At 63.8% G+C, this 22,432-nt stretch carries 18 protein-coding genes; 13 read left to right on the top strand and 5 right to left on the bottom strand.

Annotation, left to right across the window (positions count from 1 at the left end):
• The first annotated feature begins 26 nt into the window (after positions 1 to 26).
• Genes MRY84_RS04540 through MRY84_RS04510 form a run of 7 tightly spaced genes read left to right on the top strand, consistent with a single transcriptional unit; the run spans position 27 to position 6,972 of the window.
• Positions 27 to 695 (top strand): NADH-quinone oxidoreductase subunit J, encoded by a 669-nt coding sequence (locus tag MRY84_RS04540; RefSeq protein WP_291504563.1) that lies wholly within the window; start codon positions 27 to 29, stop codon positions 693 to 695.
• Positions 692 to 1,000, top strand: coding sequence for an NADH-quinone oxidoreductase subunit NuoK (gene nuoK / locus MRY84_RS04535; protein ID WP_005793248.1), 309 nt, complete (start codon positions 692 to 694; stop codon positions 998 to 1,000). The genes MRY84_RS04540 and nuoK overlap by 4 nt, the downstream gene beginning before the upstream one ends.
• A 31-nt stretch (positions 1,001 to 1,031) precedes the next feature.
• Positions 1,032 to 3,077, top strand: a complete 2,046-nt coding sequence (gene nuoL / locus MRY84_RS04530) for an NADH-quinone oxidoreductase subunit L (RefSeq protein WP_291504562.1) — start codon at positions 1,032 to 1,034, stop codon at positions 3,075 to 3,077.
• A 12-nt stretch (positions 3,078 to 3,089) separates the two neighbouring features.
• A complete protein-coding gene (locus MRY84_RS04525) occupies positions 3,090 to 4,565 on the top strand; it encodes an NADH-quinone oxidoreductase subunit M (RefSeq protein WP_291504561.1) in 1,476 nt (491 codons plus the stop codon).
• 29 nt (positions 4,566 to 4,594) lie between these two features.
• On the top strand, positions 4,595 to 6,088 hold the full coding sequence (gene nuoN, locus MRY84_RS04520; RefSeq protein ID WP_291504560.1) for an NADH-quinone oxidoreductase subunit NuoN: 1,494 nt from the start codon (positions 4,595 to 4,597) through the stop codon (positions 6,086 to 6,088).
• A gap of 28 nt (positions 6,089 to 6,116) precedes the next feature.
• Positions 6,117 to 6,422: a DUF2818 family protein gene (locus MRY84_RS04515; RefSeq protein WP_291504559.1), complete on the top strand. Its 306-nt coding sequence runs from the start codon at positions 6,117 to 6,119 to the stop codon at positions 6,420 to 6,422.
• A 55-nt stretch (positions 6,423 to 6,477) separates the two neighbouring features.
• A complete protein-coding gene (locus tag MRY84_RS04510) occupies positions 6,478 to 6,972 on the top strand; it encodes a DUF1178 family protein (RefSeq protein WP_291504558.1) in 495 nt (164 codons plus the stop codon).
• Between the two features lie 244 nt (positions 6,973 to 7,216).
• Here MRY84_RS04510 and MRY84_RS04505 read toward each other — a convergent pair whose 3' ends face one another.
• Positions 7,217 to 9,085, bottom strand: a complete 1,869-nt coding sequence (locus MRY84_RS04505; RefSeq protein WP_291504557.1) for an ABC transporter transmembrane domain-containing protein — start codon at positions 9,083 to 9,085, stop codon at positions 7,217 to 7,219.
• Positions 9,086 to 9,507: 422 nt separating this feature from the next.
• Here MRY84_RS04505 and MRY84_RS04500 point away from each other — a divergent pair, with 422 nt between their 5' ends.
• The 5 genes from MRY84_RS04500 to MRY84_RS04480 all read left to right on the top strand — a co-directional run bounded on the left by MRY84_RS04500 (position 9,508) and on the right by MRY84_RS04480 (position 14,529).
• Positions 9,508 to 10,278, top strand: a complete 771-nt coding sequence (locus tag MRY84_RS04500; RefSeq protein WP_291504556.1) for an ABC transporter ATP-binding protein — start codon at positions 9,508 to 9,510, stop codon at positions 10,276 to 10,278.
• 163 nt (positions 10,279 to 10,441) lie between these two features.
• Positions 10,442 to 11,173, top strand: a complete 732-nt coding sequence (locus MRY84_RS04495; protein WP_291504555.1) for an ABC transporter ATP-binding protein — start codon at positions 10,442 to 10,444, stop codon at positions 11,171 to 11,173.
• Positions 11,174 to 11,263: 90 nt separating this feature from the next.
• Complete coding sequence (locus MRY84_RS04490) at positions 11,264 to 12,460, top strand: ABC transporter substrate-binding protein (protein WP_291504554.1); 1,197 nt, start codon at positions 11,264 to 11,266, stop codon at positions 12,458 to 12,460.
• 176 nt (positions 12,461 to 12,636) lie between these two features.
• The gene (locus MRY84_RS04485) at positions 12,637 to 13,521 is read left to right on the top strand and encodes a branched-chain amino acid ABC transporter permease (protein WP_291504553.1); all 885 of its coding nucleotides are present in this window, start codon (positions 12,637 to 12,639) and stop codon (positions 13,519 to 13,521) included.
• Between the two features lie 15 nt (positions 13,522 to 13,536).
• A complete protein-coding gene (locus MRY84_RS04480; protein WP_291504552.1) occupies positions 13,537 to 14,529 on the top strand; it encodes a branched-chain amino acid ABC transporter permease in 993 nt (330 codons plus the stop codon).
• A 145-nt stretch (positions 14,530 to 14,674) separates the two neighbouring features.
• Here MRY84_RS04480 and MRY84_RS04475 read toward each other — a convergent pair whose 3' ends face one another.
• From MRY84_RS04475 to MRY84_RS04460, 4 genes are all read right to left on the bottom strand, one after another.
• A complete protein-coding gene (locus MRY84_RS04475) occupies positions 14,675 to 15,829 on the bottom strand; it encodes a carotenoid 1,2-hydratase (RefSeq protein WP_291504551.1) in 1,155 nt (384 codons plus the stop codon).
• Positions 15,830 to 15,884: 55 nt separating this feature from the next.
• Positions 15,885 to 16,946 (bottom strand): PLP-dependent cysteine synthase family protein, encoded by a 1,062-nt coding sequence (locus MRY84_RS04470; protein ID WP_291504550.1) that lies wholly within the window; start codon positions 16,944 to 16,946, stop codon positions 15,885 to 15,887.
• A 31-nt stretch (positions 16,947 to 16,977) separates the two neighbouring features.
• Complete coding sequence (locus MRY84_RS04465; protein WP_291504549.1) at positions 16,978 to 18,777, bottom strand: hypothetical protein; 1,800 nt, start codon at positions 18,775 to 18,777, stop codon at positions 16,978 to 16,980.
• 72 nt (positions 18,778 to 18,849) lie between these two features.
• On the bottom strand, positions 18,850 to 21,528 hold the full coding sequence (locus MRY84_RS04460; RefSeq protein ID WP_291504548.1) for an FtsX-like permease family protein: 2,679 nt from the start codon (positions 21,526 to 21,528) through the stop codon (positions 18,850 to 18,852).
• 228 nt (positions 21,529 to 21,756) lie between these two features.
• On the opposite strand from MRY84_RS04460, the gene MRY84_RS04455 reads away from it, so the two are divergent.
• Positions 21,757 to 22,185 (top strand): Hsp20/alpha crystallin family protein, encoded by a 429-nt coding sequence (locus tag MRY84_RS04455; protein ID WP_291504547.1) that lies wholly within the window; start codon positions 21,757 to 21,759, stop codon positions 22,183 to 22,185.
• Positions 22,186 to 22,432: the final 247 nt, after the last annotated feature.

Raw genomic sequence — 22,432 nt, 5'->3', positions numbered from 1 at the left:
CCAGACTTTCTATAAAGACCCGATTCATGGACGCCAAGACCGGTTTCTTCTATCTCTTCTCGGTGGTGCTGCTGTTCGCGGCCTTCCGGGTGATCACCGCCCGCAATCCCGTGCATGCGGTGCTGTACCTCATCCTCGCGTTCTCGCAGGCCTCCGCGGTGTGGCTACTGCTCAAGGCGGAGTTCCTGGCCATCGCGCTGGTGCTCGTCTATCTGGGGGCAGTGATGGTGCTGTTCCTGTTCGTGGTGATGATGCTGGATATCCACATCGACACCGTGCGCAAGGGCTTCTGGAAGCACTTCCCGCTGGCCGCCACGGTGGGGGCGTTGATCGCCCTCGAAATGGCTGCGGTGCTGATGGGGGGCTTCCGCGGCATGGATGAGCCCAAGGCGGTTGCCACGGCTGTGGACGCCGCGGGCCAGCTGGTGCCGTTCTCCAACACCAAGGCGCTGGGCAAGCTGCTCTACACCGAATACCTTTACCCCGTCGAGATTGCGGCCGTCATCCTGCTGGTCGCCATGATTGCAGCCATCGCGCTGACCCTGCGCCAGCGCAAGGACAGCAAGGCCATCAACCCATCGATGCAGATCCGCGTGCGCGCCAGCGATCGCCTGGAGGTGGTGAAAGTTGCCGCCACTCAGAAGGCAGCCCCCGAGGTGCCCGCCGAGCCTGTCGCCGAGGAGAAAAAAGCATGACGTTGACATTGGGCCACTTCCTCTCGCTGGGCGCGATGCTGTTTGCGCTGGCGGTGATCGGCATCTTCCTGAACCGCAAGAATCTGATCGTGCTGCTGATGGCGATCGAACTGATGCTGCTCGCGGTCAACATGAACTTTGTGGCGTTCTCGCACTACCTGGGTGACATGCATGGACAGGTGTTCGTGTTCTTCATCCTGACCGTGGCGGCCGCCGAGTCGGCCATTGGCCTGGCCATCCTGGTGCTTCTGTTCCGCAACAAGTCCAGCATCAACGCGGAAGACCTCAACACCCTCAAGGGTTGATAGGTCGCCAGCATTCCCAAGGTTCTCAAGAATGAGTCAAACCCTCTCTGCTTCAACGCTCCTGGCTGTGCCGCTGGCCCCGCTGGCGGGCGCCTTGCTGGCCGGTATCTTCGGCACGACCTTCGGCGGTAACTGGATCGGCCGCCGCCTTTCGCACACCTTGACGATTCTGGGCGTGCTCGTCGCATTCGTCCTGTCCGCCATGACGCTCAAGAGCGTGGCGCTCGACGGTGCGCGCTTCAATGAAACGCTCTACACCTGGATGGTGGTGGGCGGGTTGAAGATGGAGGTGGGCTTCCTGATCGACAGCCTCACGGCCATGATGATGGTGGTGGTGACCTTCGTGTCGCTGATGGTGCATATCTACACCATCGGCTACATGGAAGAAGACGACGGCTACAACCGCTTCTTTGCCTACATCTCGCTGTTCACGTTCTCGATGCTCATGCTGGTCATGAGCAACAACCTGCTGCAGCTGTTCTTTGGCTGGGAAGCGGTGGGCCTGGTGTCCTACCTGCTGATCGGTTTCTGGTTCAACAAGCCCACCGCAATCTTCGCCAACATGAAGGCGTTCCTGGTCAACCGCGTGGGTGACTTTGGTTTCATCCTGGGGATTGGCCTGATCGCAGCCTATGCCGGCACCCTGAACTACAGCGAGATTTTCGCCAAGTCGGGCGAATTGGGCGGCCTGAGTTTCCCAGGCACTGACTGGATGCTGATCACCGTGATCTGCATCTGCCTGTTCATCGGCGCCATGGGCAAGTCTGCCCAATTCCCGCTGCACGTGTGGCTGCCGGATTCGATGGAAGGCCCGACCCCTATCTCGGCGCTGATCCACGCCGCCACCATGGTGACTGCCGGCATCTTCATGGTGTCGCGCATGTCGCCCCTGTTCGAGCTTTCGGACACCGCACTCAACTTCATCCTGGTGATCGGTGCCATCACGGCGCTCTTCATGGGCTTCCTGGGCATCATCCAGAACGACATCAAGCGCGTGGTGGCGTACTCCACGCTGTCGCAGCTGGGCTACATGACCGTGGCGCTCGGCGCTTCGGCCTACTCGGTGGCCGTGTTCCACCTGATGACCCACGCGTTCTTCAAGGCGCTGCTGTTCCTGGGTGCCGGCTCCGTCATCATGGGCATGCACCACAACCAGGACATCCGCTGGATGGGCGGCGTGCGCAAGTACATGCCCATCACCTGGATCACCTCGCTGCTGGGCTCGCTGGCATTGATCGGCACGCCGCTGTTCTCGGGTTTCTATTCCAAGGACAGCATCATCGAGGCCGTGCACTTCAGCCAGCTGCCGGCCGCGGGCTTCGCCCACTTCGCGGTCCTGGCCGGGGTGTTCATCACGGCGTTCTATTCGTTCCGCATGTATTTCCTGGTCTTCCATGGCAAGGAGCGTTACGACCAGAACCCCGACGCACACCACGACGACCACCATGGGCACGACGACCACCATGGCCATGATGCCAAGCCGCACGAGTCTCCCTGGGTGGTGACGGTGCCGCTGGTGCTGCTGGCGATCCCGTCGGTCGTGGTGGGCTTCATGTTCATCCAGCCCATGCTGTTTGGCGACTTCTTCAAGGATGTGATCTTTGTCGATGCGGCCAAGCATCCCGCCATGGCCAAGCTGACTGGAATCTTCCACGGCCCCGTGGCCATGGCAGCGCATGGTCTGCAAACGGCCCCGTTCTGGCTGGCGGCTGCCGGCGTGGCCCTGTCGTACTACATGTACATGGTGAATCCGGCCTTGCCTGCAGCAATCAAGCGTGCCTGCATGCCGATCTACACCCTGTTCGAGAACAAGTACTACATGGACTGGATCAACGAGAACATCCTGGCCCGCGGCGCACGCGCACTGGGCGTGGGCCTCTGGAAGGTGGGCGACCAGGCGATCATCGACGGCGCCGTCGTGAATGGTTCCTGGAAGCTCGTGCGTGGTGTCTCCGGTGTGGTCCGCTGGATGCAATCCGGCTTCATCTTCCACTACGCGCTGGTGATGATTCTGGGTGTGTTCGCACTGATGACCTGGTTTGTCTGGGGCGATGCTTTCTTGCAGCTCATCAAATAAGGAAAACAACAAATGGGTCTGTTGAGTCTTGCAATCTGGGCTCCCATCGCCTTCGGCGTGCTGCTGTTGGCCATTGGCCGGGATGAGCATGCCCGCGCCGTGCGGTGGCTGGCGTTGGTGGGCGCACTGATTGGCTTCCTGGTGACGTTGCCGCTGTATGGTGACTTCAAGCTCGGCACCGCTGCCATGCAGTTTGTCGAGAAGGCCGCATGGATCGAGCGCTTCAACGTGCACTACCACCTGGGCGTGGACGGCATCTCGTTCTGGTTTGTGCCGCTGACGGCGTTCATCACCGTGATCGTCGTCATCGCATCGTGGGAGTCCATCACCGAGCGCGTGAACCAGTACATGGGCGCGTTCCTGATCCTCTCGGGCCTGATGATCGGCGTCTTCACGGCGCTGGACGGCATGCTGTTCTACGTGTTCTTCGAGGCCACGCTGATCCCGATGTACCTGATCATCGGTATCTGGGGCGGCCCCAACAAGATCTACGCGGCGTTCAAGTTCTTCCTGTACACGCTGCTCGGCTCGCTCTTGATGCTGATCGCGCTGATCTACCTGTACAACCAGTCGGGCGGCAGCTTCGACATCGCCACCTGGCACCAGCTGCCGCTGAGCCGCACGGCGCAGACCGCCCTGTTCTTTGCGTTCTTCGCCGCCTTTGCGGTGAAGGTGCCGATGTGGCCGGTGCACACCTGGCTGCCCGACGTGCACGTGGAAGCGCCCACGGGCGGCTCTGCCGTTCTGGCGGCCATCATGCTGAAGCTGGGTGCCTACGGCTTCCTGCGCTTCTCCATGCCCATCGCCCCCGACGCCTCGCGCGAGTGGGCCTGGCTGATGATCGCGCTGTCCCTCATCGCCGTGATCTACGTGGGCCTCGTGGCCATGGTCCAGAAGGACATGAAGAAGCTGGTGGCCTACTCGTCCGTGGCACACATGGGCTTCGTGACCCTGGGCTTCTTCATCTTCAATGACCTCGGCGTCTCCGGCGGTTTGGTGCAGATGATTGCGCACGGCTTTGTATCGGGCGCGATGTTCCTGTCCATCGGTGTGCTGTACGACCGTGTGCATTCGCGTGAGATCGCGGCCTATGGCGGCGTGGTCAACACCATGCCCAACTTCACGGCCTTTGCGCTGCTGTTTGCCATGGCCAACTGTGGCCTGCCGGGCACCGCAGGCTTCGTGGGCGAGTGGATGGTGATCCTGGGCGCGACCAAGGCCAACTTCTGGATCGGTGTGGCTTCGGCCACGGCGCTGATCTTCGGCGCGGCCTACACGCTGTGGATGTTCAAGCGGGTGTACCTGGGCCCCGTGGCCAACGAGAACGTCAAGGGCCTCACCGACATCGACAGCCGGGAGTTCCTGGTGCTGGCTGTCCTGGCCATTGCCGTACTGGCCATGGGCTTGTATCCCCGTCCGTTCACGGACGTGATGGACACCTCGGTCGCCGAGCTGCTCAAGCACGTTGCACTGTCCAAGCTGAACTGACCGGACCAGACTGAACTGAGAGATACGAGATGATTGACAACATCAGCTGGCTCGCGATTTACCCTGAAATCGTGCTGTTGACCATGGCCTGCGTGATCGCGCTGGTCGACCTGGGCGTGCACAGCGCCCGCCGCACCGGCACCTACGTGCTGACGCTGCTCACTCTGGGCGTGGTGGCTGGTCTGCAGGGCATGTATGCCAGCAGCGGCAACACCTTCTACGGCTTCGGCAACATGGTCGTGAGCGATGCCATGGGCAACTGGCTCAAGTGCTTTGCCACCGTGGCCATGATGATCACCCTGGTCTATGCACGCCCTTACGCGGCTGACCGCGCCATGATGCGCGGCGGCGAGATGTTCACGCTGTCGATGTTCGCGCTCCTGGGCATGTTCATCATGATCTCAGGCAACAACTTCCTTGTGATCTACCTGGGCCTGGAACTGCTGACCCTGTCGAGCTATGCGCTCGTGGCCCTGCGCCGCGACAACGCCACGGCCACCGAAGCGGCCATGAAGTACTTCGTGCTCGGCGCCATGGCCAGCGGCTTCCTGCTGTACGGCCTGTCCATGATTTACGGCGCCACTGGCTCGCTCGATATCGGCCAGGTGTTCAAGGCCGTCAATTCCGGCCAGATCCGTCACCAGGTGTTGGTGTTCGGCTTGGTGTTCGTGGTCGCCGGCCTGGCATTCAAGCTGGGTGTGGTGCCCTTCCACATGTGGATTCCCGACGTGTACCAGGGTGCTCCCACGGCGGTCACGCTGATGATCGGTGGAGCGCCCAAGCTGGCGGCCTTCGCCATCACCATCCGCCTGCTGGTGGACGGCCTGCTGCCGCTGGCCATCGACTGGCAGCAGATGCTGGCCGTGCTGGCCATCGGCTCGCTGCTGGTGGGCAACCTGGCCGCCATTGCACAGACCAACCTCAAGCGCATGCTGGCGTACTCCACCATCTCGCAGATGGGGTTCGTGCTGCTCGGCCTGATGTCGGGCGTGATCAACGGCAACGTGGATGCCACCGCGGTCGAGAATGCCTATAGCGCCTCCATGTTCTACGTGGTGACCTATGTGCTGACCACGCTGGCGGCGTTTGGCGTGATCCTGCTGTTGGCCCGCGAAGGTTTTGAGAGCGAAGAGATTTCGGACTTTGCAGGCCTCAACCAGCGCAGTCCGCTCTATGCCGGCATCATGGCGGTGTGCCTGTTCTCCATGGCAGGCATTCCCCCGCTGGTGGGCTTCTACGCCAAGCTGGCCGTGCTGCAGGCGCTGGTGGCTTCGGGCCAGACCCTGTACATCGCCATGGCCGTGTTCGCCGTGGTCATGTCGCTGATCGGTGCCTTCTATTACCTGCGCGTCGTCAAGGTCATGTACTTCGACGCGCCGCTGACGGCCACCAGTGTTTCGGCACCTGCCGATGTGCGCGTGGTCCTGACCCTCAACGGTGCGCTGCTGCTGGTGCTGGGCCTGCTGCCCGGCGGGCTCATGGCCCTGTGCGCCGACGCCGTGGTGCGCGCGCTGGCCACCTGAGCGCCCAGGTCGCTCTGGTTGGTGCACCGTGTCTCTCACCGGATCTGTCTGGCTGGTCATCGTCGCGGCGCTGGTAGCCGCGAACCTACCCTTCATCAACCATCGCTGGCTGGTGGTAGGGCCGCTGGCATCGCCCCGCAAACCGCTGCCAGGACGGTTGGTCGAACTGGTGCTGCTGTACTTTCTGGTGGGCGGACTGGCGCTGCTGCTTGAGCGCCGTGCAGGCCAGATTGCACCCCAGGGCTGGGAGTTCTATGCCATCACGGGCACGTTGTTTCTCACACTGGCGTTTCCCGGCTTTGTCTACCGCTACCTGCTGCGCCGCCACGGCTGATCCGGGCGTGGCGCGGCTCCCCCTTTCCATCGTGTGATGCGTGAAAATTGCTGCCATGAAGGTGCTTGATCTGCAGTGCCGGCACGGCCACATCTTTGAGGGGTGGTTCGGTTCGGAAGATGATTTTCAGAGCCAGCGGGAGCGGGGGCTCGTGCAATGCCCCATGTGCGCGGACAGCCACATCGAAAAGCGCCTGAGCGCACCCCGCCTGAACCTGGGCGCCAGTGCGCCCGCAGGCGCGCCAGCCGCTGGTCCGGGCGGAGCGTTGGCCCAGCGCCAGCCGCAGAGCCAGGGCAGCGCCGTCGAGGCGGGCATGCTTCCCCCGGCATTGCAGGCCGCCTGGCTGGAACTGGCGCGCAAGATCGTGGCCCAGACAGAAGACGTGGGCTCCCGTTTCGCACAAGAGGCGCGGCGCATGCACCATGGTGAAGTGCAGGAGCGCGCGATCCGGGGCCAGGCTACGCCGGACGAGGCAATGCAGTTGCTGGAGGAGGGCATCGCCGTGATGCCATTGCCCCTGCCACCTGCGGCCAAAGAGACCTTGCAGTAACAGGTCAGCGCAGGGGGTGCGGCGCCCCGATGCAGGCCTGCATGCTCGCAGGGAGTGCAGCTACCCCTCACTCCGGAATCGGTTGCGTCCTGGATTGATCACTAAAAATGCCTCTGGCGCTTGTTTATCGGGTGCCAATAGCTATTACTTGTATAGCAACCTGTTCAAAAGCTCAAAAGCTCAAAAGCTCAAAAGCTCAAAAGCTCAAAAGCTCAAAAGCTCAAAAGCTCAAAAGCTCAAAAGCTCACGCTGCGAACTGCAGCGCCGCCAGCCGCGCATACACCCCGCCCTGGGCCAGCAAGGCGCCATGGGTCCCTTCTTCGACGATGCGCCCATGGTCCAGCACCACGATGCGGTCCGCGTTCTGCACGGTGGCCAGCCGGTGTGCAATGACCAGCGTGGTTCGGCGGCCCGTGTGGCGCTGCATGGCGGTGTCCAGTGCCGCCTGCACCATGCGCTCGCTCTCGGCGTCGAGGGCGCTGGTAGCCTCGTCGAGCAGCAGCAAGGGTGGATTCTTGAGCATGGCCCGGGCGATCGCGATGCGCTGGCGCTGGCCGCCCGACAGGCGCACGCCCCGCTCGCCCAGGAAGGTGGCATAGCCCTCGGGCAGCGCCGTCAGGAAGTCGTGCGCGAACGCAGCGCGTGCGGCACCGATCACCTCCTCATCCGTGGCGTCGGGGCGCCCGTAGCGGATGTTGTCCATGGCCGATGCCGAGAAGATCACCGCGTCTTGCGGCACGGTGCCGATGTGGGCGCGCAGGGTGGCCAGCGGCAGGTCGCGGATGTCCACCCCGTTGAGCCGGACGTGGCCGGCCGGGCTTCCGTCAAGACCGCTGTCCACGTCGTAGAACCGCTGCAGCAACTGGAACACGGTGGTCTTGCCCGCACCGCTGGCGCCCACGAGTGCCACGGTCTCGCCCGGCGCAAGCCGCAGCGAGAAGCCTTGCAACGCGGGCTGGTCGGGGCGCGAGGGGTAGTGGAAGCGCAGCTGGTCGAACTCGACCGCCAGGCCCTGTCCCGACAGCGGCAGTGTTTTCGGTGCGGCGGGATCCGTCACGGGCGAGCGGCTGGACAGCAGTTCCATCAGGCGTTCGGTGGCCCCCGCGGCGCGCAGCAGGTCGCCATAGACCTCGCCCAGTACGGCCACTGCCCCGGCGAGCAGGATCACGTAGACCACCGTCTGGCCCAGATGCCCGGCAGTCATCTTGCCCGCCAGCACGGCGCCGGTGCCGCGGTACAGGCCCCACAGCAGCAGCGCGGCGTTGGCAATGATGATGAAGGCCACCAGCAGGGCGCGGGCGCGGCTGCGCTTGATGGCGACCTGGAAGGCGTTCTCGGTGGCCTGCTGGAACCGGTTCGCCTCGCGCGGCTCGGCCGTGTAGCTCTGCACCACCGGCACGGCATTGAGCACCTCGGCCGCGATGGCGCTGGAGTCGGCCACGCGGTCCTGGCTGTCGCGCGAGAGGCGGCGCACGCGGCGGCCGATCCACAGGGTCGGCAGCACCACCAGCACGACGGCCGCAAACACCACCGACATCACATACGGATTGGTCCACACCAGCATGGCCAGCGCGCCCACGCCCATCACTGCGTTGCGCAGGCCCATCGACAAGGATGAGCCCACCACGGTCTGCACCAGCGTGGTGTCGGCCGTCAGGCGCGACAGCACTTCCCCCGTCTGGGTGGTTTCAAAGAACTGCGGGCTTTGCCGCAGCACGTGGCTGTAGACCGCGTTGCGCAGGTCGGCCGTCACCCGCTCGCCCAGCCAGCTCACCATGTAAAAGCGCGCGGCAGAGAACACGCCCAGCGCGACGGCTACCGCAAAGAGCGCCTCGAAGTGATCGCGCAGCGCCATCGTTTGCGCGCCTTTGTCGGTGTTGACGAGCCCCGCGTCCACCAGATTGCGCAGCGCCAACGGAAACGCCAGCGTGGCCAGCGCCGCCAGCACCAGAAACACCACCGCCGCCGCAATGCGCCCCCGGTAAGGACGCAGGAACGGAAGTAAGCCTGACAGGGAGCGCGGCGCACCACGTGCCGCAGCACCCACGGTGGTGCGTGCAGGGGAGGGCGGCGACGTGGACGATGAAGGCGCGGTGGTGGAGGTGGATGCCATCCAGCCAGTGTAGGGGCCGGGCTGCTGCCATGCAGCGCCTCGTGCGCATTGCGCGGGAACCGCAGCGCCGCAGGGCCAGGCCGTGTCAATTTCGGCAGCGGTACACCAAGCAGTCGCCTGGGCGACGCCGATATGTAAGAAAAAGCCAGTGAGCGCACGCCCGCGCACGCCGTTGAAGCCCCGACCGGTGGCGGGGCGCGGCGCCCGAAACCACGGTCTGAAGCGCCCTGCAGCCGGTTTCTGGGGGCCGTCAGACCCCCCTGCGGTTAGACCCTATGAAGTTCTACATAGGCATTACTACCAGTATCTACTGGCGGGTAGAGGGGCATACCATGCACAGAGATCCGGCACTCGACACCTCTCGGAGACCTTGCAGGCAAGGCTCTTCCCCCTTAGTTCCTACGCGGAGCGGCCAAGGCGCAATGAGCGACGTCATTCTCGAAACCCACAGCCTGACCAAAGAGTTCAAGGGCTTCACCGCCGTCAGCGACGTGAACCTGGCCGTGCGCCGTGGCTCGATCCACGCGTTGATCGGCCCCAACGGCGCAGGCAAAACCACCTGCTTCAACTTGCTCACCAAGTTCCTCACGCCCACGTCGGGCGTGATTCGCTTCAACGGGCACGACATCACCCGCGAACAGCCCGCGCAGATCGCGCGCCGCGGTGTCATCCGCTCGTTCCAGATCTCGGCGGTGTTCCCGCACCTTACGCTGCTGGAGAACGTGCGGCTGGGCCTGCAGCGCAAGCTGGGCACCTCGTTCCACTTCTGGCGCAGCGAGCGCACCTTGAGCCAACTGGACGACCGTGCCATGCAGCTGCTGACCGAAGTGGGATTGGAGGACTTGGCCGATGAGGTGACCGTGAACCTGCCTTATGGCCGCAAGCGCGCACTGGAGATAGCCACCACCCTGGCCATGGAACCCGAGCTGATGCTGCTGGACGAGCCCACGCAGGGCATGGGCCATGAGGACGTGGAACGCGTCACCCAGCTCATCAAGAAGGTATCGGCCGGCCGCACCATCCTGATGGTGGAGCACAACATGAAGGTCGTCTCCACGATTGCCGACTGCATCACCGTGCTGCAGCGCGGCGCCGTGCTGGCCGAGGGGCCGTACGAAGAAGTCTCGAACAACCCGCAGGTGATGGAAGCTTACATGGGCACCACCGACGGCCAGTTGCAGGGAGCGCATTAGATGAAGCTCCCCCTGAGTCGCTTCGCGCCTTCCCCCTCTCTCATATTGCTTCGCAATCTGGGAGGGGGACGCCCCCAGCGCGGCGGGGCGGCCCTTGCGCGGGGGCTCTGGCTTCGATCGCGCCTGTCGCGGCGGACAGCTTGCGGCGCAATGGATATCTGAAATGGCAAGTACCCCAATCAAGACCGGCGTGCCTGCGCTGGAAATCAAGAACCTTGAAGCCTGGTACGGCGAGTCGCATGTGCTGCATGGCGTGGACATCGTCGTGCAGCCCGGCGAGGTCGTGACCCTGCTGGGTCGCAACGGCGCGGGCCGCACGACCACCATGCGCGCCATCATGGGCCTGACGGGCGCGCGCAAGGGCTCGGTCAAGATCCACGGCGTGGAGACGGTGAACATGCCGACGCACCGCATTGCGCACCTGGGTGTGGGCTATTGCCCGGAAGAGCGGGGCATCTTTTCCAGCCTGTCGTGCGAAGAGAACCTGCTGCTGCCCCCAGCACTCAAGACCGGCACGCCCGGCATGTCGGTGCAGGAGATCTACGCCATGTTCCCCAACCTGGCTGAGCGCAAGAACAGCCAGGGCACGCGCCTGTCGGGCGGCGAGCAGCAGATGCTGGCCGTCGCCCGCATCCTGCGCACGGGCGCCAAGCTGCTGCTGCTGGACGAGATCTCCGAAGGCTTGGCTCCCGTCATCGTGCAGGCCCTGGCCCGCATGATCACCACGCTGCGCGAGAAGGGCTACACCGTCGTGATGGTGGAGCAGAACTTCCGCTTTGCCGCGCCGCTGGCCGACCGCTTCTACGTGATGGAGCACGGCCGCATCGTCGAGAAGTTCGGCTCCGATGAACTGAACGACAAGATGCCCGTGCTCAACGAGCTGCTGGGCGTGTGAGGACGCCCCACGCTGCAGGCCGCACGCCACCCGCTTCTTCGCTCCCATTTCCCATCGCTTTCTTCCACCGCACCACCAGGAGACAAACCCATGAAGAAACAACTCAAAGTGTTGGCATTGATGCTGGGTGCCGCAGGCCTGGCCACCTCGGCCGCGCAGGCCCAGGACAAGGTCAAGATCGGCTTCATCACCGACATGTCGAGCCTTTATGCCGACGTGGAAGGCAAAAACGGCGCGGTGGCCATCCAGATGGCGATTGACGACTTCGGCGGCAAGGTGCTGGGCATGCCCATCGAACTGCTCACGGCCGACCACCAGAACAAGGCCGACATCGCCGCATCCAAGGCGCGCGAGTGGATCGACACCCAGGGGCTGACCATGCTGTTCGGCGGCACCAATTCCGGCACCGCACTGGCGTCCGCCAAGGTGGCTGCCGAGAAGAAGCGGGTGTACATCAACAACGGTGCGGCAAGTTCCGCGCTGACCAACGACCAGTGCACGCCCTACACCGTGCACTACGCCTACGACACTGTGGCCCTCGCCAAGGGCACCGGCTCGGCCATTGTGGACACGGGTGGCAAGAGCTGGTACTTCCTCACGGCCGACTACGCCTTCGGTCACGCGCTGGAGGCCGACACCACCGCCGTGGTCAAGGCCAAGGGCGGCACGGTGGTGGGAGGGGTGCGCCACCCGCTCAACGCTTCAGACTTTTCTTCCTTCCTGCTGCAGGCTCAGAACTCCAAGGCCCAGATCCTGGGCCTGGCCAATGCCGGGGGCGACACCATCAACTCCATCAAGGCGGCCAAGGAGTTCGGCATCGGCAAGAGCATGAAGCTGGCCGGCCTGCTGATCTTCATCTCCGATGTGCACAGCCTGGGTCTGCGCAACACCGAAGGCCTGCAATTCACGACCAGCTGGTACTGGGACCTGAACGACGAAACACGCAAGTTTGCGGCGAAGTTCTTCGAGAAGACCAAGCGCATGCCCACCGAAATCCAGGCGGCCGACTACTCCGCCACCATGAACTACCTCAAGGCCGTGGACGCCGCCAAGACGGTGGACGCCGACAAGGTCATGGCCGCTTGGCGCGGCATGAAGATGAACGACTTCTTCGGCTCGGGCCAGCTGCGTCCTGACGGCCGCTACGTGCATGACATGTACCTGATGGAGGTGAAGAAGCCCTCGGAATCCACCAAGCCCTGGGACTACTACAAGCTGGTCAAGAAGCTGCCCGGTGACCAGGTATTCACCACCAAGGCCGAGAGCAAGTGCGCGCTCTGGAAGTGATGGATGGTCTCTCCTGAGGGGCGGGCTGACACCCGGCCCGCCAGCTCTGTGCGTTGCATGCGCAGGGCTGGCGAGCGGTACCTCTGCACCGCCCGTCACCGCGCGTGCCGGCGCTGCGCTCCCTCTCTGGCCCGCGCCCTTCTCTCGTTCTCTCTTTGCACCCGCTGCGCCCGCCCATGGAAATCTTCGGTGTCTCATTGCCCGGCCTGTTGAGCCAGCTCCTGCTGGGGCTGGTCAACGGATCGTTCTACGCAATCCTCAGCCTGGGGCTGGCCGTGATCTTCGGCCTGCTCAACGTCATCAACTTTGCGCACGGCGCGCTGTTCATGACCGGCGCCCTGATCACCTGGATGGCCATGAACTACTTCGGCATCAACTACTGGCTGATGCTGGTGCTGGCGCCGTTGATGGTGGGGCTGTTCGGGGTGCTCATCGAGCGCCTGCTGCTGCGCTGGATCTACAAGCTCGACCACCTTTACGGCCTGCTGCTCACGCTGGGCCTCACGCTGCTGATTGAAGGCGTGTTCCGCTCCATCTACGGTGTGTCGGGCCTGGGCTACGACACGCCCGAGTTGCTGGAGGGCGCCACCAACCTCGGCTTCATGATCCTGCCCAACTACCGCGCCTGGGTCGTGGTGGCCTCCATCGTCGTGTGCCTGGCCACCTGGTACGTGATCGAGAAAACCAAGCTCGGCGCCTACCTGCGCGCTGGCACCGAGAACCCGCGCCTGGTCGAGGCCTTCGGCATCAACGTGCCGGTGATGGTGACGCTGACCTACGCCTTTGGCGCCGCGCTGGCCGCCTTTGCCGGCGTGCTGGCGGCGCCGGTATACCAGGTCACGCCGCTCATGGGGCAGAACCTCATCATCGTGGTGTTTGCCGTGGTGGTGATTGGCGGCATGGGCTCCATCATGGGCTCCATCCTCACCGGGCTGGGCCTGGGCGTCATCGAAGGCTTCACCAAGGTGTTCTATCCCGAAGCATCGTCCACCGTGGTGTTCGTCATCATGGTCATCGTTCTCCTCATCCGCCCCGCCGGCCTGTTCGGCAAAGAGAAGTAAAGAGGGGCAACCAGCATGAACTTCAAGAACATTGCTCCCATCGGATACGCGCTCCTGCTTCTGGGCCTGTTGGTTGCGCCCTTTCTTGGCGCCTATCCCATCTTCATGATGAAGCTCATGTGCTTTGCACTGTTTGCTTCAGCCTTCAACCTGCTGCTGGGCTTCACGGGCTTGCTGTCGTTCGGCCACGCGGCGTTTCTGGGCGGTGCCGCCTACTTTACGGGCCATGCCATCAAGGTGTGGGGCCTCACGCCCGAGGTGGGGCTGCTGCTGGGCACGGGCGGCGGTGCGCTGCTGGGCCTGCTGTTTGGCTGGCTCGCCATCCGCCGCCAGGGCATCTACTTCTCCATGATCACGCTGGCGCTGGCACAGATGCTGTTCTTCGTGTGTCTGCAGGCGCCCTTCACCGGCGGCGAGGACGGCCTGCAGGGCGTGCCGCGCGGCAAGCTGTTTGGCGTGCTGGATCTCAGGAACGATCTGGCGATGTACTACGTGGCACTGGTCATCGTGGTGGCGGCGTTCCTGCTCATCGTGCGCACCATCCACTCGCCGTTCGGCCAGGTGCTCAAGGGCATCAAGGAGAACGAACCCCGCGCCATCTCCCTGGGCTACGACGTGCAGCACTTCAAGCTGCTGGCGTTTGTCATCTCGGCCGCCATCGCAGGCTTGGCGGGCTCGCTCAAGACCGTGGTGCTGGGCTTTGCCACGCTGTCCGATGTGCACTGGACGGCTTCGGGCCAGGTCATCCTGATGACGCTGGTGGGCGGCCTGGGCACGCTGTCCGGCCCGCTCATTGGATCGGCCGTGGTGGTGCTGCTGGAGAACAAGATCGGCGAGTTCGGCAACCTGCTGGCGGCGCTGACCAGCGTGGAGTGGTTCAAGACCCTGGGCGAATCCGTCACCATGGTCACAGGCCTCATCTTCGTGATCTGCGTGCTGTCCTTCCGCCGCGGCATCATGGGCGAGATCATTGCCTGGCTGGACCGCCGCCGAGCCAGCCGGGGCTAGCATCAGCGAAGGAATGCTTCCAAAAGAATAGCGGTTTGCGCTTGATGCATAAGGGTTTCAGGTAAAAATGGCCGGAAACCCTTTATTTTTGAGCGCTACCAGCTATCAAAAGAGGAGCGGCTGGATCGCTGGGGCGTCACAGTGCTCACCCCAGCCGCAGCGCCCGCGCATACCCCGTCATTTCAAGGTAGCCCCGGCCCACCACCTGGCCGCTGGAGCCGCGCAGGTCGCTCAGGCCCTCCCAGTAAATGGCACCGGTCGAGCCCTGGCTGTCCAGCTCCTGGGCGTCCAGCACCGCTTGCACGGTAAAGCGCCCAGCGGGCGTATCGATGCGCCACTGCACCGGGTAGCGCGCGCCGCTGTGTGGGCTGGTCCAGAAGCGCTCGGGGCTGAAGGCCACTTCGTGCGGGCCAAACACCCGCGTGGGCTGCCCCGCCGCGCGCAGCGAACCGCCCGCCCACAGCGCCGACCCGTCCGCACGCCGCAAGCGAAAGGCGGTCAGCGCGCTGCCATCGTGCAGGTTCATGCCGATCCAGTCCCAGCCCTGGGCCTCGGGGTGCATCAGCGCCTCGCTCCACTCGTGGTCCATCCACGCGCGGCCGGTGCCGGGTGTGACGTCCATGCGGCGCCCGCCCACCGTCAGCGTGCCGCTCACCGCCAGCTGCGGCTGGCTGTAGTAATAACTGGCCTGCGATGCCTCGGGCCCCTTGCGCGACAGGCCCTGCGCGCCCTGCAGCAGCACGGGCTGCGTGGTGTCAAAAGCCAGGTCCAGCGCAAACTCGCCGCCCGCAATGTGGGCGCGGTAACGGCTGCCCGAGCCCGACGGCACGTCGTCCGTGCGTGGTGGAAAGTCCGACCGCACAAGCGTCCAGTCCTGCAGGCGCACGTTGGTGTCCTGCGTGCTGGCCTCTGCCACACCAAAGCCGGCGCGCGCGATGCGCTGGTCATGCAGCAGCGCCCGGCCTTGCACGTCCGTCACCGCCGCGTGGGCAAACACCAGTTGCTTGGCTGCAAAGGCCGACTGCAGCCCCTGCGTGGCATCCACGCGCGAGCGGAAAAATGTCACCTGAAAGCCCCACGGCCGGCCCGCCGCCCGCGCGTGGCCGGTGATGTACCACCACTCGGTGCGCAGCTCGGGGTGGCTGCCGTGGTCGCTCGGGAACACCAAAGTGCGCTCCGGCAGCGCGTAGGCCGCCAGGGGCAGCGCCGCGCCCGTGCCAATCCCCGCCAGCGCCAGGCCCGCAGGCAGGTGGGCAGCCAGCCATTGGCGGCGGGTACAGGCGGGATGGTCGGCGGGCATGGCTGGGTGGGTGCTGCCGGTGATGAAGGCGATACAGGGCTGTGGGAACTTCGGGTCAGCGATCCGCAGACCGGATCAGCGCGTCGATCTTCTGCTGCGCGGCCGTGCAGTCGCCAAAGCACCGCGCCACCCAGTCGGCATTGAAATACGTGGGCAGATAGCGCTCACCCGCATCGCACAGCAGCGACAGGATGGAGCCACGCTCACCCCGCTCGCGCATCTCGCACGCCAGGGCCAACATGGCCACGAAGTTGGTGCCCGTGGACGGCCCCACGCGCCGCCCCAGCAGTGCAGACAGCGCACGCATGGCGGCAATGGACTCCACGTCGGGCACATCCACCATGCGGTCCACCAGCGTGCGGATAAAGCTGGGCTCCACGCGCGGGCGCCCGATGCCCTCGATGCGTGAACCCGGCGCCGTCAGCGTCGCATCGCCCGTGCGGTGGTACGCGCTGAACACCGAACCCGCCGGGTCGGCCACGCACACCTGCGTGGCATGCCGCTGGTAGCGCACATAGCGGCCAATCGTGGCGCTGGTGCCGCCCGTGCCCGCGCCCACCACGATCCAGCGTGGGACAGGGTGCGGCTCGCGCTGCATTTGCGTGAACATGCTCTCGGCAATGTTGTTGTTGCCGCGCCAGTCGGTCGCGCGCTCGGCGTAGGTGAACTGGTCCATGTAGTGGCCGCCGGTCTCGGCCGCAATGGCGCGGGCCGCGTCGTACACATCGCCCGCGCTGTCCACAAAGTGGCAACGCCCGCCATGGAACTCGATCTGCGCCACCTTCTCGGGCGAGGTGCTGCGCGGCATCACGGCCACAAACGGCAGGCCCAGCAGCCGCGCAAAGTAAGCCTCGCTCACCGCCGTGGAGCCACTGGAGGATTCGACGATGGTCGAGCCCTCATGCACCCAGCCATTGCACAGCGCGTAGAGAAACAGCGAGCGCGCCAGCCGGTGCTTGAGGCTGCCGGTGGGGTGCGTGGATTCGTCCTTGAGGTACAGGTCGATGCCGTGGGCCGCGAAGGCGGGCAGGCGCAGGGGGATCAGGTGCGTGTCGGCACTGCGCTGGTAGTCGGCTTCGATGCGGGCGATGGCGGAGGGGAGCCAAGAGCTATTCATTTGCTAAGTAGTCTCACAGAGCAGTTGACTGCTATGAATCAGTTCTTTGAGATGTCGCCGCGGGTTTATCTGCGGTCATTTTGGGAATTTCATATCCAACCATTGCGTTGAGTTCGTCTTTATAAGCTACGACCGGCGTATAAAGCTTGTGAAAGGCTCGGCCAATCGCTCCGGAAAAAAGCTCAAGGGTGGGCCGGATAGCTCCAATACCAAGTACGTGGTCCACTGCGATTCCGGGGTATGGGTCAATATAGATGATTGTTTCTATGCCTAGTTGGTAAGCTTTTTTAGAGCAGAGTTCGCATGGACTTGCTGTAGTGAATAGTTTGGCTCCCTTGGAGATGCTTGCGCCACTCATGGTCAACTGTAGAAACGCATTCTCCTCAGCGTGCAACGATCGAGTGTGAACCTGATTTTTTTCATCTTTGAATTCGTTGTAATCGGATTTGAAACAGTAAGCGTCATTCCGGCCATTTGTTAAAATTACACGAAATGCGCTGCTTTTTGTTCGGAATTTCCCAAGATACTCGTTGTCTGAACGTTCAAAATCGCTATATGCAGAGTTCGACGTTCCTGCCAGAAGTTCCGTTCTTGATCTTAGATTGCAAGGTATCTGCCCCCGGGGCACATCATTCCAGCCAATCGCTCGAACTCCAAAACCTTGATCGGTTACGGCAGCGCCTACTTGACGGGAAATACATCCTGAATTTAACTTTGCAGTGTGCGCGACTTGCATGCATCGCTCAATGGCGGTCGGGGTGACAATTCCTGGTCTACGGATAAGACTGACAAACCGAATCAGCTGGTTCGACAAGGATGCGTACTTAGAGACCTCATCAACGACGTCGGGATTGCTTACGTAAATGTCCGCCCTTTGCAAGCAGCCTTGAATGTCTTGAACGGAATAAAAACGCTCGTCATTGATGTCTCTTGAAGTGTATTCTGTCTCATCCAGTTGTTTTATTTCATTTTCGGAATAGTTGAGTTTTCTTAAGCGTCGTTGCCGATCTTCTTCAGGGGTAGATACCGCCAAGAGGTAAAAGGAGGAGTATCTGTCCTGAAAAAATAATGCTTCTAACGGATTGCGCAGTGTATCTATTACTATGAATGTGCGTTGGCTTCTGGATTTTTGTTCTTGGTGAATTTCTTCGATTGCATTTTGAATTTTTTCCGCAAGCGAGAAAAATTTACCAGATGCTAATTCTTCTGAGAAAGCACTTCCGGAAACTCTTATGTTTTTTCCGATTTTTTGATATACGCGAACGAAGTTGTTTTCGCCCAAGATATTCTTTAAGCGCTCGGCTCCTTGTGGCAGATCTATGGAGTAAAATTGTGATGCGCTAATGTGTTTTTCTTGAGTAATGCGAATTTCGTCTAATACAGTTGTGACTGCTTCTCTTTTTTCTTCTGTAATAATATCATTAAGATAATCTACGGCCTCGTTGGATGATCTTTCAAGAAGGAATGTGGTAATTATGGATCTTACCTGGATGAGCAAGAAGGGGTGCCAGTCGAATTCGAAAAATTTTAATATTATTCGTTCTTTTCGTGCTTCACTACTGGCGGGGTTTTGGCCTATGAATAGGGAGTGTTTTATATCTTCTTTGGGGTGCTGGAGTATTGATGCAACCGTGCTACATCCGCTTCCGGTTCGCCCAGTCAAACCAATTAAAATGAAGTCATCGTCGTCTCTATAAATCTGTTTTATCGCAGACTTCAAGTAGCTCGGGGGTGTTGCGTGGCTCATTGATTTCTCCTTTTTTGCAAGTATGCAACAATTGCTTGCAATCTTTCTGGTGTCGAAACCGAAGTGTGAGTTTTTGGTATTCACGCAACTTGTTGCAGGGGGCTGTTCGCGGAGCCCTTACACGCCGCGGTTCATGCTTTGCATTCCGGCACCGCTCTACCAATCCTCCTTCACCGCCATCACCGCATCCCTCCCCGCAGCCGCCCGCCCCGCCAGCCAAGCGGTGACCGTCCCCGCCACCACCACCGCCGCAGCCAACGCCGCCAGCCGCTCCACCGGCACGCGTAAGTCCATCGTCCAGTGAAAGCTCTGCGGGTTGACCACGTGCACCAGCACCACCGACACCGCCAGCCCCAGCAGCAGCCCTGCCGCCGCGCCCACGCCCGTCCACGCAGCCCCTTCGCCCGCCACCACGGCCAGGATCTGGCGCCGCGTGAGGCCCAGGTGGGCGAGCAGGCCGAACTCCTTGCGGCGGGCGAGGATCTGTGCGCTGAAGCTGGCGGCCACGCCGAACAGGCCGATGCCGATGGCGACGGCCTGAAGCCAATAGGTGACGGCGAAGCTGCGGTCAAAGATGCGCAGCGAGCGTTCGCGGATCGTGCTGGCCGACGCGAACTCCACCAGCGCATGATCGGCTGCGGACTCTGACGACGCCGCCCCTGCCGTGGGCGCGGCGCTGCCCGCGTGCGTGCGTGCCAGCGCGCGGATGGCGGCCTGCAGCTGCGCCACGTCGGCGCCTTCGCGCGGCCACAAGGCCAGGTCGCTGGTGCGGGCGTCGCCCGTCAGGCGCAGCCACACGGCGCGGTCCATCACCACGGCGCCGGTCTGCCGTGCGTAGTCGCGCCACACGCCTGCTATGTAAAAGATAGCTGGTGGCGCTTGTCCATCCGGCGCTGCAGGGCTAAAAGCCTTGGAAAGTGCGGGCCACTCCATGCCGGGCCGCAGACCGTACAGGTCCACCACGGCCTCGCTCACATACACCCCGGTGCGGCCGGGGGGAACGGACAGGGCTTCGCCCACCAGGGGCAGGCTCTGCGCAGGGTCGGCGCCGAGCGGGCGGCTCAGCACGGTGAGTGCGGGCAAGGTGGGCTCCAGCTGCAGCGGGCTGGCGCGCAGGGGCTGCACGCGTTCCACTTCGGGCAGCTGGGCCACGGCCTCGGCGAGGCCGGCGGGCAGCAGGGCAGCGTCGCTGCCGGGTGTGCCCAGGGCCGACCGCACGTACAGGGGCGAGGGCAGCACCGCGTCCAGCCACTGCATCACCGACCCGCGAAAACTCGACACCATCACCGTCAGCGCCACCGCCAGCGCGAGGCTGGCCACCACGCCACCCACGGCAATGGCGGCGCTGCCGCGCATGCGGCGCGCGCGTTCCAGCGCCAGCAACGCCAGCAGGCGCCGCGCGGCCAGCGGCTGCAGGTGCCGCAGCGCCCAGGCCATGCCCCAGGGCAGCACGGCGATTCCGCCCACCAGCAGCAGGCCGATGGCCACGTACGCGGCCAGGGGTATGCCAAAAACCGGCGGAGCGCCTGTCAATAAAGCGCCAAGCGCTATCAAAACAATACCGATGCGATTGCGGCCGCTGGTGGTTGCCACGGTGCCCAGGCCCTTGAGGGTCTGGGCTGGGGGCAGGCTTTGCGCGGCGCGTGCGGGCCACCAGCCGCCTGCCAGCGCGGCGGCCACGCCCAAAGCGCCGTAGAGCAAAGCGGCAGGCAGGCTCCACTGCAGCGCGGGCTGCACGCCGGCAAAGTAGCCGCCGCCCAGGTCGCCCCCCAGCAGCCGCAGCGCGGCGGCGGCCAGGGCGGTGCCCAGCGCGATGCCGGCGGCGCTGCCCCCCAGGCCCAGCAAGGCGGATTCGGCCAGCACCAGGGCCAGGCGCTGGCGCGGCGTGGCGCCCAGCACGGCCAGCAGCGCAAACTGCGGCCCGCGCTGCGCCACGCTGAGTGCGAGCACCGAGAACACCAGGAACGCACCGGTGAACAGGGCTACCAGCGCCAGCACCGTGAGGTTGACCCGGTAGGCGCGCGAGAGGTTGCTGATGCGCTGGGCCGCGTCGCCCGGCTGCGCGAACACGGCGTTGGCAGGCCAGCCGGGCAGGGCGCGCACGGCCTGTTGCCACGCGCTGCGGTTGGTGCCGGGCTGCAGTTGCAGGTCGATGCGGCTCAATTGCCCTCTTCGGCCGAACAGGTCTTGCGCGGCGCCAATGTCCATCACCGCCAGCGGTGCGCCGCCGGCCGCCACGGTGCCGGCCACCAGCACCGTGTATTGCGCCAGCCCCTCCTGCAGCACCAACTGCGGCGCGGTCGTGGTGGAGGATGCGGGCGGCTCGGCCGGCAGGCCCAGGGCCTGCAGTGCGGCGGTGTTGAGGAAGATGGTGGCGGGCGCAAAAAGGGCCATGCGATCGGCGCCCACCCAGGGGCGCGGCATGAGCGCGGGCGCGATGGCGGGCAGCAGCAGCGCGTCTGCGCCGACGATGCGCAGCTGCGTGCCTGCGGCGGCCGAAGGCGACGGGCCGTGCGGTTCTGTCGGCGCCGCCCGCGCGATGGCTGAAAGCTCCAGCACCGGACTGGCGCGCGCCACCTGCGGGTGCGTGGCCAGCGGCCCGTACAGCGACTCGGGCAGGTGGCCGCGCATGGCGCGCAGTTCCAGGTCGGGCTGCCCGTTGACCGCGCGCACGGCCTGCGAAAACTCGTCCAGCGCCGAGGCGTTGATCACATGCACCCCAAACGCCAGCGCCACGCCCAGCATCACCGCCACGACGGCCGCCGCGCTGCGCCAGGGGTGGTGGCGCAAGTCCTGCCAGGAGAAGGTGCGAAGCAATGCGAGCATGGCTTGCATTGTGGCCGCCAGCGGCTGGAAGGGGCGGGAGGAGGCGCAGCAGGCCCGCGTTTGACGAAGGTCAACCATGTGTTCCAACGCCCTTGAGGGCGCGCGCGGCCGCGCCTATCTTGGAGAGTGTTCAGGGCCTTTTGGCAAGGATCCTGAGCAGTCCTTTCGCAGGGCTTCGGTGCGAGCCCTGCGGGAGCCCGGTTGTTGTTGTTCACACCGTTTTCAAGGAGCCAGACCATGAACTCTCTCGTGACACGCGGCAGTCTGTTTGATGACTTCTTCAAGGACATTGCCCCCGGCTTTTACGTGCGCCCGCTGCATGGCGACAGCCTGCCCAGCCCCGGGCAGATCAAGGTGGACGTGAAGGAAACCGACGGGGCCTACACCGTACTGGCCGAGGTGCCCGGCGTGGCCAAGGAGGACATCCATGTCTCGCTGGAAGGCAACGTGGTGAGCCTGCGCGCCGAGGTGCGCCAGCACGACGAAAAGCGCGAAGGCGAGAAGGTGCTGCGTTCGGAGCGCTACTACGGGTCTGTGGCCCGCAGCTTCCAGCTGCCCGCCGATGTGGATGCCGCGCAGGCCAAGGCCAAGTACGACAACGGCGTGTTGACGCTCACGCTGCCCAAGCTGGCGAACAAGACCGCGCAGCGCCTGAACATCGAGTAGGCGGCAGCGGGCCAGGGCGCCTGCTAGGGCCTGTTCACACTATTTTTGCCAGTGCGAAGGCTTGCCGCGCCACGCCAATCTAGACGCGTGAGGACGCCAAGGCCGGGGCCTTGGCTAGGAATGCAACGACGAGTGGCGTGGTGCGGCAAACCTTCCCTTCGGGTTGCGATGCCCAAGGGCCATCCGCGGCGTTGCCAAGCCTCGCTGGGGCCGCACCCCAGCTTCGTTTGGCGCCTAGCGCCTGGCC

It is taken from the genome of Acidovorax sp. (assembly GCF_022763525.1).
Classification (GTDB): domain Bacteria; phylum Pseudomonadota; class Gammaproteobacteria; order Burkholderiales; family Burkholderiaceae_C; genus Acidovorax.
This window is presented reverse-complemented; position numbering and strand designations above follow the sequence as displayed.

Excerpts from the sequence above, each read along its gene's own strand:
- MRY84_RS04540 (WP_291504563.1), top strand. The coding sequence starts at position 27 with ATGGACGCCAAGACCGGTTTCTTCTATCTCTTCTCGGTGGTGCTGCTG.
- nuoK (WP_005793248.1), top strand. The coding sequence starts at position 692 with ATGACGTTGACATTGGGCCACTTCCTCTCGCTGGGCGCGATGCTGTTT.
- nuoL (WP_291504562.1), top strand. The coding sequence starts at position 1,032 with ATGAGTCAAACCCTCTCTGCTTCAACGCTCCTGGCTGTGCCGCTGGCC.
- MRY84_RS04525 (WP_291504561.1), top strand. The coding sequence starts at position 3,090 with ATGGGTCTGTTGAGTCTTGCAATCTGGGCTCCCATCGCCTTCGGCGTG.
- nuoN (WP_291504560.1), top strand. The coding sequence starts at position 4,595 with ATGATTGACAACATCAGCTGGCTCGCGATTTACCCTGAAATCGTGCTG.
- MRY84_RS04510 (WP_291504558.1), top strand. The coding sequence starts at position 6,478 with ATGAAGGTGCTTGATCTGCAGTGCCGGCACGGCCACATCTTTGAGGGG.
- MRY84_RS04505 (WP_291504557.1), bottom strand. The coding sequence starts at position 9,085 with ATGGCATCCACCTCCACCACCGCGCCTTCATCGTCCACGTCGCCGCCC.
- MRY84_RS04500 (WP_291504556.1), top strand. The coding sequence starts at position 9,508 with ATGAGCGACGTCATTCTCGAAACCCACAGCCTGACCAAAGAGTTCAAG.
- MRY84_RS04495 (WP_291504555.1), top strand. The coding sequence starts at position 10,442 with ATGGCAAGTACCCCAATCAAGACCGGCGTGCCTGCGCTGGAAATCAAG.
- MRY84_RS04490 (WP_291504554.1), top strand. The coding sequence starts at position 11,264 with ATGAAGAAACAACTCAAAGTGTTGGCATTGATGCTGGGTGCCGCAGGC.
- MRY84_RS04485 (WP_291504553.1), top strand. The coding sequence starts at position 12,637 with ATGGAAATCTTCGGTGTCTCATTGCCCGGCCTGTTGAGCCAGCTCCTG.
- MRY84_RS04480 (WP_291504552.1), top strand. The coding sequence starts at position 13,537 with ATGAACTTCAAGAACATTGCTCCCATCGGATACGCGCTCCTGCTTCTG.
- MRY84_RS04475 (WP_291504551.1), bottom strand. The coding sequence starts at position 15,829 with ATGCCCGCCGACCATCCCGCCTGTACCCGCCGCCAATGGCTGGCTGCC.
- MRY84_RS04470 (WP_291504550.1), bottom strand. The coding sequence starts at position 16,946 with ATGAATAGCTCTTGGCTCCCCTCCGCCATCGCCCGCATCGAAGCCGAC.
- MRY84_RS04460 (WP_291504548.1), bottom strand. The coding sequence starts at position 21,528 with ATGCAAGCCATGCTCGCATTGCTTCGCACCTTCTCCTGGCAGGACTTG.
- MRY84_RS04455 (WP_291504547.1), top strand. The coding sequence starts at position 21,757 with ATGAACTCTCTCGTGACACGCGGCAGTCTGTTTGATGACTTCTTCAAG.